The 14,989-nt window shown below is 43.9% G+C and carries 14 protein-coding genes; 11 read left to right on the top strand and 3 right to left on the bottom strand.

Annotated elements, in window-relative coordinates; genetic code table 11:
* Position 1: 1 nt before the first annotated feature.
* Genes K3F53_RS14825 through K3F53_RS14815 form a run of 3 tightly spaced genes read right to left on the bottom strand, consistent with a single transcriptional unit; the run spans position 2 to position 3,254 of the window.
* Positions 2 to 1,990 carry a hypothetical protein gene (locus K3F53_RS14825; RefSeq protein WP_057897876.1) on the bottom strand — a complete coding sequence of 663 codons (1,989 nt, stop codon included), beginning with the start codon at positions 1,988 to 1,990 and terminating at the stop codon, positions 2 to 4.
* Positions 1,991 to 1,997: 7 nt separating this feature from the next.
* Complete coding sequence (locus tag K3F53_RS14820; RefSeq protein WP_091260412.1) at positions 1,998 to 2,783, bottom strand: PilW family protein; 786 nt, start codon at positions 2,781 to 2,783, stop codon at positions 1,998 to 2,000.
* Between the two features lie 3 nt (positions 2,784 to 2,786).
* Complete coding sequence (locus tag K3F53_RS14815) at positions 2,787 to 3,254, bottom strand: type IV pilus modification PilV family protein (protein ID WP_057897878.1); 468 nt, start codon at positions 3,252 to 3,254, stop codon at positions 2,787 to 2,789.
* A gap of 197 nt (positions 3,255 to 3,451) precedes the next feature.
* Here K3F53_RS14815 and K3F53_RS14810 point away from each other — a divergent pair, with 197 nt between their 5' ends.
* From K3F53_RS14810 to pilO, 11 genes are all read left to right on the top strand, one after another.
* Positions 3,452 to 4,615: a Yip1 family protein gene (locus K3F53_RS14810; RefSeq protein ID WP_220559080.1), complete on the top strand. Its 1,164-nt coding sequence runs from the start codon at positions 3,452 to 3,454 to the stop codon at positions 4,613 to 4,615.
* Between the two features lie 71 nt (positions 4,616 to 4,686).
* Entirely contained in the window at positions 4,687 to 5,550 is an 864-nt protein-coding gene (locus tag K3F53_RS14805) for a PRC-barrel domain-containing protein (protein WP_057897880.1), read from the top strand.
* 37 nt (positions 5,551 to 5,587) lie between these two features.
* On the top strand, positions 5,588 to 7,111 hold the full coding sequence (locus K3F53_RS14800) for a VanW family protein (RefSeq protein ID WP_139184946.1): 1,524 nt from the start codon (positions 5,588 to 5,590) through the stop codon (positions 7,109 to 7,111).
* 53 nt (positions 7,112 to 7,164) lie between these two features.
* Positions 7,165 to 8,787, top strand: coding sequence for a type II secretion system ATPase GspE (gene gspE / locus K3F53_RS14795; RefSeq protein WP_057900237.1), 1,623 nt, complete (start codon positions 7,165 to 7,167; stop codon positions 8,785 to 8,787).
* 25 nt (positions 8,788 to 8,812) lie between these two features.
* Positions 8,813 to 9,856: a type IV pilus twitching motility protein PilT gene (locus tag K3F53_RS14790; RefSeq protein WP_057897882.1), complete on the top strand. Its 1,044-nt coding sequence runs from the start codon at positions 8,813 to 8,815 to the stop codon at positions 9,854 to 9,856.
* Complete coding sequence (locus K3F53_RS14785; protein WP_091260408.1) at positions 9,857 to 11,065, top strand: type II secretion system F family protein; 1,209 nt, start codon at positions 9,857 to 9,859, stop codon at positions 11,063 to 11,065.
* 24 nt (positions 11,066 to 11,089) lie between these two features.
* Positions 11,090 to 11,536 carry a type II secretion system protein gene (locus K3F53_RS14780; RefSeq protein ID WP_057897884.1) on the top strand — a complete coding sequence of 149 codons (447 nt, stop codon included), beginning with the start codon at positions 11,090 to 11,092 and terminating at the stop codon, positions 11,534 to 11,536.
* Positions 11,537 to 11,628: 92 nt separating this feature from the next.
* Positions 11,629 to 12,387, top strand: a complete 759-nt coding sequence (locus K3F53_RS14775; RefSeq protein ID WP_057897885.1) for a prepilin peptidase — start codon at positions 11,629 to 11,631, stop codon at positions 12,385 to 12,387.
* A gap of 34 nt (positions 12,388 to 12,421) precedes the next feature.
* Positions 12,422 to 13,489, top strand: coding sequence for a type IV pilus biogenesis protein PilM (gene pilM, locus K3F53_RS14770; protein WP_091260402.1), 1,068 nt, complete (start codon positions 12,422 to 12,424; stop codon positions 13,487 to 13,489).
* 5 nt (positions 13,490 to 13,494) lie between these two features.
* A complete protein-coding gene (locus K3F53_RS14765) occupies positions 13,495 to 14,157 on the top strand; it encodes a PilN domain-containing protein (protein WP_057897887.1) in 663 nt (220 codons plus the stop codon).
* Between the two features lie 3 nt (positions 14,158 to 14,160).
* Entirely contained in the window at positions 14,161 to 14,931 is a 771-nt protein-coding gene (gene pilO / locus K3F53_RS14760) for a type 4a pilus biogenesis protein PilO (RefSeq protein ID WP_220559079.1), read from the top strand.
* The last annotated feature ends 58 nt before the right edge of the window (positions 14,932 to 14,989 follow it).

The following is a 14,989-nucleotide window of genomic DNA, read 5'->3' as shown; positions in this document are numbered from 1 at the left end:
GTTATCGGCTGCCTCCGTTTTTGCTCATTATGTCGATGTGCTCATTTCCTGCAATTTGTTTATATTGTGTGTCATATATGTCGATAAAGAAAGTGTCTCCCGCAGGCAATCCAGGTGTTTCCTGTTCAAAAATTCCCCGGTTAAATTGAATGCTCAAGTGAGAAGCGAGCTCTTCTGCCTCTCCTTCCCGTTTTGTATTTAATTCAATATAGCCTCCGCTTGTTCCGATTCCGCCTTTAATACGGTTTACCGATTCCACAGAGTAAATTTCCATTCCTTTTTCTGCTTTGTTGCTATCTGTGGCATCGGTTTCAGGTAAGGAAAAATCCGAATATAAAAAGGCGGACAGGTCAATGTCAGGTGTTGCTATCGGTTTTCCCTCATAACGGTTTGTCAGGATAACTTTTCCGGAAGCGATAATGGCCAAATTTTGTGTTCCCTGATTTGTCTTCTTCTGATTTGTCGCTTCACGAATTGTGACATTGCCGTCAACATAAATCGTACCTGTCATATCAATATCATTAACAATATCCAGATCTCCCTGAATGTAAATCGTGCCTTTATATGTGAAAGGTTCCCCTTCTTTTGTTGGCTCATCTGAAAATTGCCCTTTTTTTCCCATTTCGACTGTGACTTTATGTTCGGAAGGATTTTGCGGAACAATGAATAATTCTGAAACGTTATAGTCGTAAAGGGTTTTTCCCGTAAGCCGGACGGTTAAGGAAGGAGCCTCGATTTCCGGATCATTGGGCTTAGGCTGTCTTGATTCAATGAACATCCGCTCCTTTAGCTTCTTTTCATCTATTTTGCGTAAACCGTCCCCTTCTTCTTCGGAAGACAATGATGTTTCATCTACCACTTCATCAGGCTCCGGTGCGCCCTCTTTTCGTTCTGCTAGTTTCCTGTTTATATATTCACCAACTGTCTCATTATGAAATAGAGACAAAGACTCATCCTCTACGATTTCGATGACAGGCGGCTCCCAACCGGGCAGAAAAGGCTGCTTAGCTTGCAAATCAACGATATGAGAAGGAATGTCCCCCTGTGGCATAAAGATTTGCTTGGCTTTTAGCTCGTTTTTGGTCGTTTTTCGTTCCGCTTTATCCACCGGTGGAATGTTTTCTTTTTCAGGTGAATCCGTTTCTTTCGGGTAATTGGTTACATCATAGACACCTGCATCGTCCTGATCGGTAAGGAATACTTTTCCCTCGATGTACGTTTTGTTTGTCTCGTCCCCTCCGCTGTACCAATTGTTTTCTTTTTTATATCGGTATTGCTGGCTAGTGAGTACTTTGTTCGCCCGTACGTTTCCGATAATGTTGCTTCCTCCGAAAAAGCGTACCTCTCCCGGCGTGCTGATCGCATAATGGAATGGGCCGGGAACGGTATTAATATAAAACGTGGCTGTTATGTTTTCTAGCTTTTGGCCGTTCGGTTGAACCGTTCCATCCTTTTGCATAACAGCGCTCCCCGGCGGAATGCCAATAATAGAGACAGTAATTTTTCGCGAGTATGGTTGACTCGGTTCGGCGAATTTATCTTTGTACGGTATAGCAGCATAAGCGGTATATCCGATGGCAAACCCGCCTTCTTCTTGCTGTGGTAGCGGGATATATACATATTTTTTAATAGATTCTTCTGGTTTGTTAGAATCTAGCAAATCATTTTTCTTAGCTATTTTGTTTATGATCTCTATTATCTTATCATCATCACGCGGGTTCTCGAGCGCCTGTCTTACAGGATGGCTTGTGTTTTTTTCAAAAGCGCCTTCCTTTTGCGCTTGAGCCAGCTCTTTTTCCAGCGTTTCCCGAAAATAGAGCAGTCCGATTTCCGCCAGCATTTTCCCCTTGATTTCGTTGTCAGTAAATGTGCGAACTTTGCTCGATTGAAGCGTAACGCTCATAATTGATAAACCAAGTATGGCGAAACAAATTAAAATAAAAAAAACTGTTAACAGGGCGCCCCCTTGTTCCTCCTTAACTTTTTTCATTACAGCCTCACCCATTCTTCATATTGTTGACAGCAAACTCGGTTTTCACGAAACGGATGAAATGCAAAGGTTCGTTATCGCTTGAAGCGAGTGACTTCCGCTCCGTTTGTAACCGGTTTAATTCATGCAATACATCATTCAGATCGGTAAATTCAGCTTTTTGCCCATTGCGAATCGTTCCACTCTTTCCTTTCGGTGCGACGACAAGATAAATGGTCAGCTTGTCATTATGTTCGGTCACTGTAAACAATCCGCCAACAACATACCCTTCATCATGTTTAAATGTTTTCCAGACGTTATTTGAATCGTTTGTTATGTTTGGGTTACTTTGTGAATCGCCGCTTGAGAGTTGTGGGAATTGATAGAACGTTCGTTTTAGCATCGATTGTTGCTTTTTTGTTTCGGTATCGTAGGCAAGCTTCAAATCATACGTAATCAATCCATCCCGGCTCTTGCCTTCATCTTCAGGCGGAAGCAAGCTTTTACCAGCCAATGAATTTTTAAAAATAGCGACCAATGTGTTGTGCCTTGTTGGATCGAACGAGTCATTAGGTAATTCGAAATAAGAAGCATCCTGCACTGTATTTAAAATGTTTGAAAGAATAAAATCTGTTTCATTTTGTAAATCCGTTTCAATGCGTGTACGGTCATAAAGTGAAATACCAGATATATATATGGAGGACAGTGGAAGAATGATAGCAAGAAAAATGCCAACCGCCACTAGCAGCTCTACAAGAGTTACGCCACGTTCATTGAAAATTTTCTGATGGACAAACTTGCGAAACAGAGACATTGATTATTCTCCTTTCTGCGGATTGGCAATAGCAGTGTGCAGCGTCGCTAATACCTTGTCATCATTTTGTTTTTTGATCGTAACTTTAATGATATAAAGCTGATCGTTTTCCTCGAAAGGTTCAATCGTTATGGATGGCTGATACGTAATGCCATTCAGTGTAACGGTAGATAGCTGGCGTTCAACAGGCATTCCTTTGTCATCAAGCCAATCATTCTTGTGTGCATGGATGTCTTTATATGTAGAGCGAAGCGTGTCTGTTCCGAGCTCAAGCGAGCCGTTTCCCGTCTTCCATTGTTCTGCCACCTGTCTTGCGATATTCATGGCAACGAGCTGCGAGTCTTGTCTTTTAACGGTGGAAAAACTATTGACAAAATATACGTTAAAGAGCAATAGACAAATAGAAAATATGACAATCGCGGCGAGCACTTCAAGCAAAGTTATTCCTTTCTCATCCGAAAATCGCTCCATCTTTCTTTATCCCCCGATATACGATGATAATTTTGGTGAATCCCTCTGCATAGCAAGAACATATGCTGGTTTCAAATGGAAATTATGATAAATTTGTAAATTTGTTCATAAAAATACTTTTCTTCTCTGGAATATTGTACTATATTGATAATAGTTTGTAGAAGTAAATAGTAAAAAACGATCATTTTGGTGATTTCATGGAATTATCTTGGGTATGGGGATATTATCTTATCTATGTTTTTTTTGCTTTTTTGTTTTATGTTTTCATAAAGAGAAAGGTTTATCTCGCGGGAAAACCGGCAGGTTTATTTTACGGTGCGATTGCACTTGGTATGATTGCGCCTTTCATCGTTTTCCTGTTTGGGTTTGTGATAGGTTTTCTCGTTTTGACAGCAGGCGCTTTGATTCTTTCGTTTTTCTTTCAGATTTACAAAGAAAAAGAGCAGCATGATTCATTGATAGAGGAAAGTGTTAGTGAGCATCACAGTGTTAAGGAGACGGATGAAACGCCTCTTATGGTAGAATCCATATTTCAGGATGAAGATAGAGCAGAAGATAGAGCAAAAGAAAAGGAAGGGGAGAATGATTTGGCTACAGTTGAAAAGAAGGAGGAGAGGGAGATGAACAATATGCGAAACATGGAGGAAACAGGGAAAGAAGAGGCACACTCTTTTCAGGTAGCGAATGAGGATAATCCTCTTTACCATTTTGCTGAGAATGAGACAGAAATGGCGGATAGCGAGCCGACAGGGCTCGAAGACGCTCGCCCGGACGCTTCGCGCGAAGAAGAGCTATACTATTCTGTTTTAAGAGAGGCGGCTGAAGAGGAGAGTGAACAGCAACAACAAAATGATTTCTTGTTAGAGCTTCCTTTGGAGGAGACCAATAAGGAAGAAACAGCAAGTGATGCGTTAGAGGTGTCCGAGAGAAACGAAGAACATGATGGCGAAGAGGGAGATTGCCAACTGGCAGATGATGTCCTTGCAGCTTTTTCGGCGGAACATGTGGAGCAAAAAGCGCAAGAGATGGAAGAAGTGGAACGGCATTTTCTTGCAGCACATACGGAGCTGGCAGAAGGAAAGCATGAAAATGCTTTGCAGAGCTTAAAAAAGGCATTGGCTTACAAGATACCTTTTGCCGCCAGGTTGATGATTATGGAAGATTACATCAAAGTATTGCATGAAATGGGGCTGTATGGACAGAGCATTCAGGAACTACAAAGTTTGTTGCTTGAACTGGAAAAGGCGGAGCTGGAAGAGGAACAGCGCAGCAAGTACGAAGCTGACATTATGCAACAAATTCATTACTTTGAAACGAAGCTTCGTTCGCTGGAAACAGAGGAGAACAAGTATCAGTTTTAAACGTTCATCCCTGCTGCCATTCATGTTGGGATAAACAAATAGATAAACGTATGAAAAGGAGTGCAAAGCCAATGAAACGAAGCCAGGAATTAATCGGGATGCCTATTATTAGCATTATGGATGGTAAAGAAATTGGAAAGGTGAAGAATCTTCTAGTGAATCCGGCGTCCGGGGTTGTTGACTTTTTGACTGTTCATAATGAACGTTGGACGCTGGGGATCAAGGTGCTTCCGTTCGCTCATGTGGGAGGATTGGGCGATTACGCCGTGATGACGGAGAACGAATCGTCTGTAATCGACCTATCCGAAGATACGTTGGCCAACGAATTAAAAGCGAAAGGCATCCAGATTATTGATAGCAAAGTCATTACAACAGCAGGCCAGCTTTTAGGAACGGTGACGGAGTATTACGTAAATAAGGAGAACGGAAAGATTGAAGGATATGTTGTTGAAAAAGAAGGGAATGAACCGGGCGTATTAGCTTCAGCGTTTATTATTACGATTGGAAAAGAAATTCTGGTTGTGAAAGAAGAAAGCAACGCCAATCTGTTGGATGAGCAACAGTTTGCAGGTGAAGAACAACCCTTAATCAGTGAAGAACATCCATTTGGAAGGGAAGAAAAAACCTTAATAAGTGACGAACAATCATTTGTGAAGGAAGAACAACAAGTGGCAGGGGACACTGTGACACAGGAAGAAGGTACGATCAAGAAAGAAATACCGTTTGAAAAGGAATGGATGGCAAAGGAGCAGCCGCTTCCTCTTTTCAAAAATTTGCCCAATTTAACAGGCAAGAGGCTGACAACAGATTTATATGATGAACAAGGGAAACTCCTGCTTGCGAAAGGGGACGTTATTACAGCCGAAGTTATGGAGCAAGTAAAGCAGCTTGGCAGAAACAAGCTTTTTGAATTAACGTTGAAACTTGCTGAGTAAAAGAGGCGAAGGAGTGAGGGAGGAGGATGGAGCGGAAATGCTCCAGCGAATACATAACTTACGATTTTTGTTTGCTTTTTTGCTGATAGCGACACCTGCTCTCTTGTTTAGCGGAGGAGCCTTTTATTTATCAGGGGGATGGAAAAGTAAGCCGAAGGCGGAAACATTTTCCCCAGGAATCACGATCGCGGGAGTTGATATTAGCGGTCTTACGTTTACGGAAGCTGAGGCAAAGCTGAATAGCTTCTTGCAAACAAGGGCAGGGGGATCGCTTCAGGTAACGATAGACGGAAAATCCTTTCCTGTTTTATTAAAGGATATCAACGTCAAGTATGATGTGCCTGGCTCGCTTTTGGAAGCCCGCAAAGCATCTGAGGAACGGTCAGGCATATGGGGCATGTGGAAGCGATGGCGCGGGACAGCGCCTTCACCTGAATTGCCTTTGCGCGTAACGTTTAATCGGGAAAAATTGACGGACATGATCACGGAGATTGCGAAAAATGTAGACCGACCGGCCGTACCTGCTACGGCGAAAGTGTCCGAAACAAAAATTACGATTGTCCCGGAAGTAGAGGGATATAAAGTGGATGTGCCGCAGACGGTTTCTGCGATTGATGATGAATTGCAAAGGCAAAGCCGGCATTTGCGCGTTCCGCTTGTCGTAGAAAAAGATATACCCAAGATAACAAAAGAAACTGTAAAAGATATTAAAGTAATGCTGGCTGAGTATAGCACCACCATTTCCCCTTCCGTACCTAATCGTCTTTTGAATGCGGAGCAGGCTGTTCGGCTCATTAATGGAACCGTACTGTTGCCGGATCAAACCTTCTCTTTTTACCAAACAGCAGGTCCTTATACAGAAGGAAAAGGGTATTTATCTGTTCCCATTCTTAAGGATGAAAACGTGCAAGACGGTGTTGCGGGAGGAGCGGTGCAAGTTGCGTCTACTTTATATATTGCAGCGGTCAAGAGCGGTCTGCCGATCATCGAACGACACAATAATGTGCGCCCGGTTGAGTTTATTCCGGCAGGATATGATGCTTTTGTCAGAGGGAAAGAATTTGATTTGCGCTTTGTGAATCGGATGAAGCAACCGATTTACATTCATGCAGAAATTAAAAACCGGCAGCTTAGGATTGCTATTTTTGGAGCCAAGCCGGTTCCTCCTGTTACCATTGAGGCAAAAGAAGAGGAGCAGATCGCTCCGGAAACGATTGTTCGCAGCGATAATACGCTACCTCCAAGAGCAGAAAAAATCATTCGACGCGGTAAAGCAGGGCTCAGGGTTAAAGTGTTTGTTTCCTGTTATAAAGAGGATGGAAGCCTAAAGACTGAGCTATTGTCGGATGATTATTATAGGCCGTTGCACAACATCGTAGCATTTGGCCCGGTTTATGAGGGAATGGCGCTTGAAACGGAGCAAGCAGACAAGAAGAACACAGCGGAAAGGCAGGATACCGCCAGTTCTTCAGCAGGCGAGCAAAAGAATAAAACTGAAAAGCCGAATGGTCAGAATAAAGAGCAGTCGGAACAGCAGGGGAACGTTTATATTTTGGATTAAATGCAGGAGGGAGGAACTTGGAGAAAAAGCGGCTGGGCGATATTTTGATTGAAATGCGGATCATTTCCGAAGCGCAGTTGCAAGAGGCGCTAGAAGAACAGAAAAATACAAAGATGAAATTAGGCGATGTTCTTCTAAAAAAGGGATTCATAAATGAGCAGCAGCTTATCGAAATTCTTGAGTTTCAACTTGGTATTCCCCATGTGAGTCTTTATCGTTATAAGTTAGAACCGGCCTTATCAGGCCTATTATCTGAAGAAATCGCAAGGCGTTATCAGGTCGTTCCTTTAAAACGCGACGGAGATCAACTGACCGTGGCTATGGTTGATCCGCTCGACTATTTTGCGATTGACGAAATGCGGATCAGCACCGGCTGCATGATTGTTCCTGTCATTGCCACAAAAGAAGAGGTACAGCGTGCCATCAGCCGAATATATGGCATGCAGGATTCGGTAAAAGAGCTGATGGATGATATAAGCGGCCATATGACGGTAGAAGAAGAAGAATTATCGGCCGAAGATTCTCCGATCGTCAGACTCGTTACTCAGATGTTTGAACAGGCGATACAGTTACGGGCGAGCGACATCCATATTGATCCTCAGGAGGAGGGGATCAAAATCCGCTACCGGATTGATGGCGTGATGCGGACGGAGCGCATGCTCCCACGTCATATGATGGGCATTTTGACTGCGCGAATTAAAATTATGTCCAACCTTAATATTGCGGAGCGCCGCTTGCCTCAGGATGGCAGAATCGAAATGCACGTAGGGCTTAAGGCGATTGATGTACGGGTATCCACGCTTCCGACGGTGTACGGGGAGAAAATTGTGATGCGTTTGTTGGATACGACAACCGCGTTGCTTGAACTGGATAAGCTTGGACTTACGAAGCGTAATTTGGCTGTTTTTCGCGATCTGATCAGCCGCCCAAATGGGATCTTGCTTGTAACCGGACCGACGGGCAGCGGAAAATCATCCACCCTTTATGCGGCGCTTAATCACTTGAATAATGATACGGTTAATATTATTACCGTTGAAGATCCGGTTGAGTACCAGTTGGAAGGAATTAATCAGGTACAAGTAAATACGAGTATCGGTATGACGTTTGCCTCCGCTTTGCGGTCGATTCTTCGTCAAGACCCTGACATCATTATGGTTGGTGAGATTCGCGATACGGAAACAGCTGAAATTGCTATCAGGGCGGCGTTGACCGGGCATCTTGTACTCAGTACGCTTCACACGAATGATGCGGTTAGCAGCATTACCCGTTTGGTTGATATGGGAATTCCTCCATTTCTTATTGCTTCTTCTATAAATGGTATCCTTGCGCAGCGGCTTGTACGCCGGGTGTGTCCGCATTGCAAACAAAGCTATACGCCGCGGGAAGATGAAAAAGAGGTGTTTGCTAGACGGGGGTTAACCATCGAACAGCTGTGGCGTGGAACAGGTTGCGGCAGCTGTAATTCCAGCGGGTACCGGGGACGGCTCGCCATTCATGAAGTTTTCCGAATGGATGATACGTTGCGCCGGATGATCGTGCGGCAAATGCCGGCGTCAGAATACAAAAAATACGCGTTGCAGCATGGCATGATTTTGCTGTTTGATGACGGGCTGCTGAAAGTCAAGCAGGGATTAACGACGCTTGAAGAGCTGTATCGCATTACGACGCGGGAATAGCAAGATGGTATAAGGGGTGATAGGGATGTCCGCAATTGATATTGCGAAGTTATTGCGATACGCCTTTGAAAAAAGAGCCTCCGATTTACATATTACTGCCGGATCCGCTCCGATCTTTCGCATGGATGGCGAATTGTACAGACTTGATATGGAGCCATTAATGCCGTCGGCTACGGAAGCGATCGCTAGAGAGGTAATGGGCGAGGAGCTTTTTACCCGGTTTAAGGAAAAGGGAGAAGCTGACTTTTCTTATGGTTTACCGGGAGTTTCCCGGTTTCGCGTGAATGCGTACCATCAGCGGAAAAGCGTCGGTCTTGTCTTCCGGGTCATTCCGACGCAAATTCCAACGCTAGAATCGCTAAACATGCCGAAAGTTTTAGAAAAGCTTTGTCATAAACCGCAGGGGCTGATTATTGTAACCGGGCCGACAGGCAGCGGGAAATCGACGACGCTGGCGGCGATGATCGATTATATCAACCGCACGATGCGCAAACATATTATTACATTGGAAGACCCTATTGAATATTTACACCGGCATAAGCTCTCGATTATTAATCAGCGGGAGATCGGCTTTGATACTGCTGATTTTGCCACAGGTCTTCGCGCCTCGCTCCGTCAAGACCCGGATGTTATTCTGGTGGGCGAGATGCGCGATCTGGAAACGATCAGTACGGCGATCACCGCAGCTGAAACCGGGCACCTGGTGTTTGCTACACTGCATACACCGGACGCACCGCAGACGATCGATCGCATTATTGACGTGTTTCCTGGCAACCAGCAGACGCAGATGCGCATTCAGTTGTCTTCCGTTTTGCTTAGCGTAATTTCACAGAGGCTGTTTGCCAAGATTGGCGGCGGACGTATCGCGGCAACGGAAATTTTGATTAATACACCCGCAGTCAGCAATTTAATTCGGATGGAAAAAGTGCATCAGATTCGCAGCATGATGCAGACGGGACGCGATTTTGGTATGCATACGCTGGAGATGTCTATTAAAGATTTGATCACAAGGGGCATTATTATGAAAGAGTCGGCACAGAACTATATGAATGAAAAGGTGCTGGAGTAGATGACAACGTTCGCTTATGAAGCAAGGGAACGTGGTGGCAAAAAGAAAAAGGGGACGATTACTGCGGCGACCCAAAGTGCGGCCATTGCCGAACTCAAAAAGCGTGGCCTGATTGTGCTGGCTGTGAAAGAAGAGAAAAAAACGATTTTGCATAAAGAGATTACGTTTGGCCGTCCTGTAAAAAATCGTGATTTTGTCGTGTTTTTGCGGCAATTTGCGACCCTCATCCGCGCTGGCGTCGGATTGGTGGATTCGCTGCATACGCTGGCTGCCCAAACGGAAAATAAGCAATTTCGGAAAGCATTAGAAGACATTAAATCGGATATTCGCAATGGGATTCAATTGTCCGAGGCGGCGGCGAAACACTCAAAAATTTTTGAGCCATTGTTTTTGAGCATGGTAAAAGCCGGTGAAGCCTCCGGAAATATGGAAGTCATTCTGGAGCGTTTGGCGCTGTTTTATGAGAAGTCTCATTATACGAAGGAAAAAGTAAAATCAGCGATGACATACCCGCTCGTCCTGCTTGTGCTGGCGATAGGGGTTACCGTTTATTTGCTTACAAGCGTCGTTCCTACTTTTGTTGGGATGTTTCAAAGCTTGAATGCTGAGTTGCCTGCGATTACGAAGTTCGTGCTGGCAGTAAGCAATAGTTTAGTGCATTATTGGTACATTTATACTATTACCATGCTTTTATTATCCATTTTTTCTCTTATTTTAGTAAAAATGGAATATGGGCAGAAAGTCACAAGTTATCTCAAGTTGAAAGTCCCTATTTTTGGTTCATTATACCAGAAGGGGTTGCTGGCCCGAATGAGCCGTACGTTGAGTACGCTTTTTTCTAGTTCGGTGCCCATTTTGCAAGCTTTAACAATCGTGGAGGAGGTGATGCATAATCAAATCATAGGCAAGGCGTTAGCAGACGCGAAAGAGAGTTTGCGGCAGGGACGGCCTTTGTCCGAACCGCTGAAAGAGTCGTGGGTGTTTCCACCGCTCGTTACGCGGATGATCGCCATCGGTGAAGAGACGGGGGCGCTGGAGACGATGCTTGACAAGGTCGCGGACTTTTACGAGGCCGAAGTGGAAAATACGGTGGACAAAGTGAAGGCGTTGATTGAACCGATTATGATTGTTGTCCTTGCCGTACTCATCGGAACCATTGTCATATCGATTATGGTTCCAATGTTTGAAATGTATTCACATATTAAGTAAAAGAAAAGAGGGAGAGGAAAACACATGCTGAATCAAATGAAAAAAGTGTGGAAAGAGCAACGCGGTTTAACATTGATTGAATTGCTCGCAGTTGTTGTTATTCTTGGTATTATTGCGGCCATTGCCGTACCAGCGATTGGAAACATTATTGAAAATCAGAAATTAAAGACGCATAAGGCGAATGCGATTATGGTACTTGATGCAGCAAAATTATATTATTTGGATAATCCTGAGGAAGTAAGCAAAGATGTGGATTTGAAAACATTAGCTGAAGCTAATGCAAATAATGGTAAAAAATATCTTGATGCTATACCTATAAATCCAGAAACGAACCAACCTTATACTAATGGTACAATTAAGTATAATAACGGTGATCTTATGATAACGTTAGAAGGAGCTAAATTAGGAAAAGATAAAAAAGAGATTAAAGACATGACTCGACAAGACATATTAAAGGACGGTAATAAATAGGCATATATCATGAATTTCCAAGGCTTCCGCACGCACAAAAGCGCGGAGCCTTGTTTTTTCCAAAATACGTGGATCATGAAGAAAGGAGCACTATGGATTTCGCTATTCTTTTGCTCGTTTTTCTTTTCGGTCTTCTTTTCGGTTCATTTTTCAATGTCGTCGGGTTGCGGGTGCCGCAAGAACAATCGCTGCTTGCTCCGCCGTCACATTGCCCGACATGTAAAAAACAGCTCAAACCGATCGATCTAATTCCGATTCTCTCTTATTTGATTGCGCGCGGAAAATGCAGGTATTGCCGCGCCCCGATTTCTTCGGTATACCCGCTGATCGAGCTGGCAACCGGAATTTTATTCGCTGCGGTGTACGCTGTATATGATTTTACTCCAGTAGCGTGGCTCTATTTGTTATTTATCTCTTTGCTGGTGATCATTACAGTTTCAGACCTGGCATACCGGATCATTCCGGATAAAGTACTGCTGCCATTTTTTCTCGTGTTTCTTGTGCTTCGTTTCTTTATTCATCCGGACGAAACGTATCTTTCGCATTTGATCGGCATGGTGCTCGGGTTTACCATTTTCTATATAATTGCGATTGTTTCAGGAAACGGCATCGGAGGCGGGGATATTAAGTTGTTTGCTGTTGTTGGCCTTTTCCTCGGCTACCCTTTGCTTCTGTTGACGATTCTTCTTTCTACCTTTTTCGGGGCGTTCTATGGGGTATTGCTGATGATATTTCGGGGAGCCGGGCGAAAGACGAAAGTGCCGTTCGGGCCGTTCATTGCGCTGGGCGCGTTGCTTGCTTTGTTCAAAGGCTATGATCTGATTGCGTGGTATTTCAGTTTTTTTTACTAATGCATGGATACAAAAAGACGGAAGAGGGATTGCTGTGAAACGAACGTTACCGAGGATAACATTCCCCAGATTTTCGCTCAAAGATTTCAAAGTCCCTTCTTATTTATTGCGGAAAAAGTCCGGCCATATCGGGATGGTGCTGGAAGATAGAGGATTGCGGTATGCGGAAGTACACCATGATGCCCAGACGATTCATATTAAAAAAGCCGGCTTTTTTGAACTGGATAGCGGTTTAATTGAACGGGGCAAGCTGATTGACTGTGCGCGCATCGAAAGTGAATTGAGCACAAAGGTACAGGAAGAAGGACTAAAAGGAAAAAAAGCAATCATTTCGCTTCCAAGCTCTTCTGTTTTTATCCGGAAAGTTCTCTTGCCACCCGTTCCGGAAAAAGAAGTGCGGATGTTGTTGGAAGTGGAGCTGGAGTCCACGGTTCATGTTCCGTTCCAGCGCCCGTACTTTGATTATTACAAATTGGAACAAGCGCCAAACGGTGAAGCGGAAGAAGAGCAGGAACAGTATTGGGTTGTTGCTGCACCGGGAGATTTAGTCGATCAATATATTGAACTGTTTTCCGTATTGCGTATCGAACTCGTTGCGGCAGAAATCGAGCCGCTGGCGCTATATCGTGTCCTTGCTAAATACCGGGCTGAGGAAGAAGAATTTATCATTGTACAGCTTGGGCTTCACTCGGTCAATGTTTTCTTTTTCAAAGGTGACATTCCGGAGTTTGTTCGCAACATCCCGATTGACTTAACAAACTATAACATTACATTAGATGAAAGAGGCATGCAGTCTTATTCTCTCATTCAATATATGGAAGATAGAGGGATGTTTGACGGATTTGCGAGGGATTTAATACGAGAACTGGAACGTGTGCTTACGTTTTATGAATTTAATATGAAAAAAGATGGTACACGCATTAGCAAGATGTATCTTACCGGTGATTTTCCAAATATCGAAAAAATAATTTCTATTTTACAGGAAAATATTAAGCATGCGGAGGTTACGCGGTTTCCTGCCGAGCATATTTTCCATCCTTTTACCGGGCAGGATGAAGTTCAAGCGTATATGGCTCCGATTGGTTTAGCGATGAGAGGGTAGCGGAAATGGTAGATATTAATCTTCTTCCCCGAAAAAAAACGAGCGTTTCTCGCATGGTTGTTGTGTTTAGCATAATCGGTGTTTTTTGGCTGTTAGCAGCCGGATATTTAGGGATGTTATATGTGACAGGCAAGAAAGAAACGGCCAGCATGCAGGCGGAGATAGAAAGGATTGAAAAGCAATTGAGCGCTATGCAACAACGGCAGGGACAAGCTGTGACGGTTGACGATTATCTGGATTTGTCTAATAAGCTGCAACATGTATTCTATCCGACAACTCTGCTGCTCGATGAACTGGCTTCCCAATTGCCTGAACAAGGAAAAGTAATGTCTCTTTCCTATAATATGGACGGAAAAATCGAAGTAGAAGGCCGTTTTGAACAGTATGAGGATATCGCGGCGTATTTATATAATGTGCAACAGTTACCGCGCGTTATGAAGGCGGATGTTAAAAGGATTACAATAGTTAAGACGGAATGGATTGGACCTAGAGATGAGAAAGGCAACCCGCTTTCCCTCTCGCTGCGACTTATGGGCGGCAAAATTCTCCCTTATTATCAGGCCCGATTTGAATTCATTACTCAGACGATAGATGAAAAAAATTTCCGCAAAAACACTTCGCCTAACAAGCAAAGCGGAGCGACTAAACAGGCAGGAGAGAGGGAGTAGAAAATGGAGGAAAAGCAGCGTCAATATGTTTTGCTTGGATTGGCTCTATTATTTTTGATGCTAGCTGTGTTCTATTATTTGTATGTTATGCCGGTACTAAATCAAAAGCGGGAGGCGGAGATACAGCTGCAACAGAAGAAAGCAGAGCTTGAACTGGCCACAAAGCAAAAGAAAGAAGCAGATACGCGCCCACCGCAGGAGAAATTGCGGCAGATCGCTGAACTGTTTCCGGTAAAATCTTACGATGAGCAGCTGGTTAAAGAGTTTGGAAAGTTGCAGTCTATTAGCAAGATAGCGATAGAGGATGCGTCGTTTGAGGAAAATAAAGAGATAAACGCGGCGGATCTGGCAAAAGAAATTGTCTCTGAAGAAGTCGAAGAGAAGACGGCTGATATACCGAAAGAACAAGCGCCAAAAGTTACGCGTGCGGAGCTTGAGAAGTATTTGCCCCATTCTTCGATTCGGAATATGAAAATTAAGCTGAGCATAAAAGGGGAATATAAAGACGTTTACAGGTTTGTTACTGAGATTCAGCAGATGTCCAGGTATTTGCGTGTAGATAAGCTTATGTTTAAACAGAAACAAGAGGATGATTTCAAAATTCCAAAAGAAAAGGGGATTGAAGCTAACTTAGAGCTAACTGGATATTACGCGCCGCAGTATGCATCGCTTCTGGACAAACTTCCTTCTGTTCATACAGACCCGCCGTCGGGTAAATGGGACCCGACACAATATCCAGTTATTGAAAAAGAAGATGTACAACCCCATTCATAATGTAAGAGCCTGCCTCATATGGATAAAGTAACGATACTTATCCAAGAGAGGGAGAGGC

This window comes from Aneurinibacillus thermoaerophilus (assembly GCF_019603355.1).
Lineage (GTDB): Bacteria > Bacillota > Bacilli > Aneurinibacillales > Aneurinibacillaceae > Aneurinibacillus > Aneurinibacillus thermoaerophilus.
Note: the sequence above shows the minus strand (reverse complement) of the source record. Positions and strands in the feature narration are given on the sequence as shown.

What these genes read in the sequence shown, in the direction of transcription:
- K3F53_RS14765 (WP_057897887.1), top strand. Translation starts at nt 13,495, where the DNA reads ATGGTAGATATTAATCTTCTTCCCCGAAAAAAAACGAGCGTTTCTCGC.
- K3F53_RS14820 (WP_091260412.1), bottom strand. Translation starts at nt 2,783, where the DNA reads ATGTCTCTGTTTCGCAAGTTTGTCCATCAGAAAATTTTCAATGAACGT.
- K3F53_RS14810 (WP_220559080.1), top strand. Translation starts at nt 3,452, where the DNA reads ATGGAATTATCTTGGGTATGGGGATATTATCTTATCTATGTTTTTTTT.
- gspE (WP_057900237.1), top strand. Translation starts at nt 7,165, where the DNA reads ATGCGGATCATTTCCGAAGCGCAGTTGCAAGAGGCGCTAGAAGAACAG.
- K3F53_RS14825 (WP_057897876.1), bottom strand. Translation starts at nt 1,990, where the DNA reads ATGAAAAAAGTTAAGGAGGAACAAGGGGGCGCCCTGTTAACAGTTTTT.
- K3F53_RS14775 (WP_057897885.1), top strand. Translation starts at nt 11,629, where the DNA reads ATGGATTTCGCTATTCTTTTGCTCGTTTTTCTTTTCGGTCTTCTTTTC.
- K3F53_RS14800 (WP_139184946.1), top strand. Translation starts at nt 5,588, where the DNA reads ATGCTCCAGCGAATACATAACTTACGATTTTTGTTTGCTTTTTTGCTG.
- K3F53_RS14815 (WP_057897878.1), bottom strand. Translation starts at nt 3,254, where the DNA reads ATGGAGCGATTTTCGGATGAGAAAGGAATAACTTTGCTTGAAGTGCTC.
- K3F53_RS14785 (WP_091260408.1), top strand. Translation starts at nt 9,857, where the DNA reads ATGACAACGTTCGCTTATGAAGCAAGGGAACGTGGTGGCAAAAAGAAA.
- pilO (WP_220559079.1), top strand. Translation starts at nt 14,161, where the DNA reads ATGGAGGAAAAGCAGCGTCAATATGTTTTGCTTGGATTGGCTCTATTA.
- K3F53_RS14790 (WP_057897882.1), top strand. Translation starts at nt 8,813, where the DNA reads ATGTCCGCAATTGATATTGCGAAGTTATTGCGATACGCCTTTGAAAAA.
- K3F53_RS14780 (WP_057897884.1), top strand. Translation starts at nt 11,090, where the DNA reads ATGCTGAATCAAATGAAAAAAGTGTGGAAAGAGCAACGCGGTTTAACA.
- K3F53_RS14805 (WP_057897880.1), top strand. Translation starts at nt 4,687, where the DNA reads ATGAAACGAAGCCAGGAATTAATCGGGATGCCTATTATTAGCATTATG.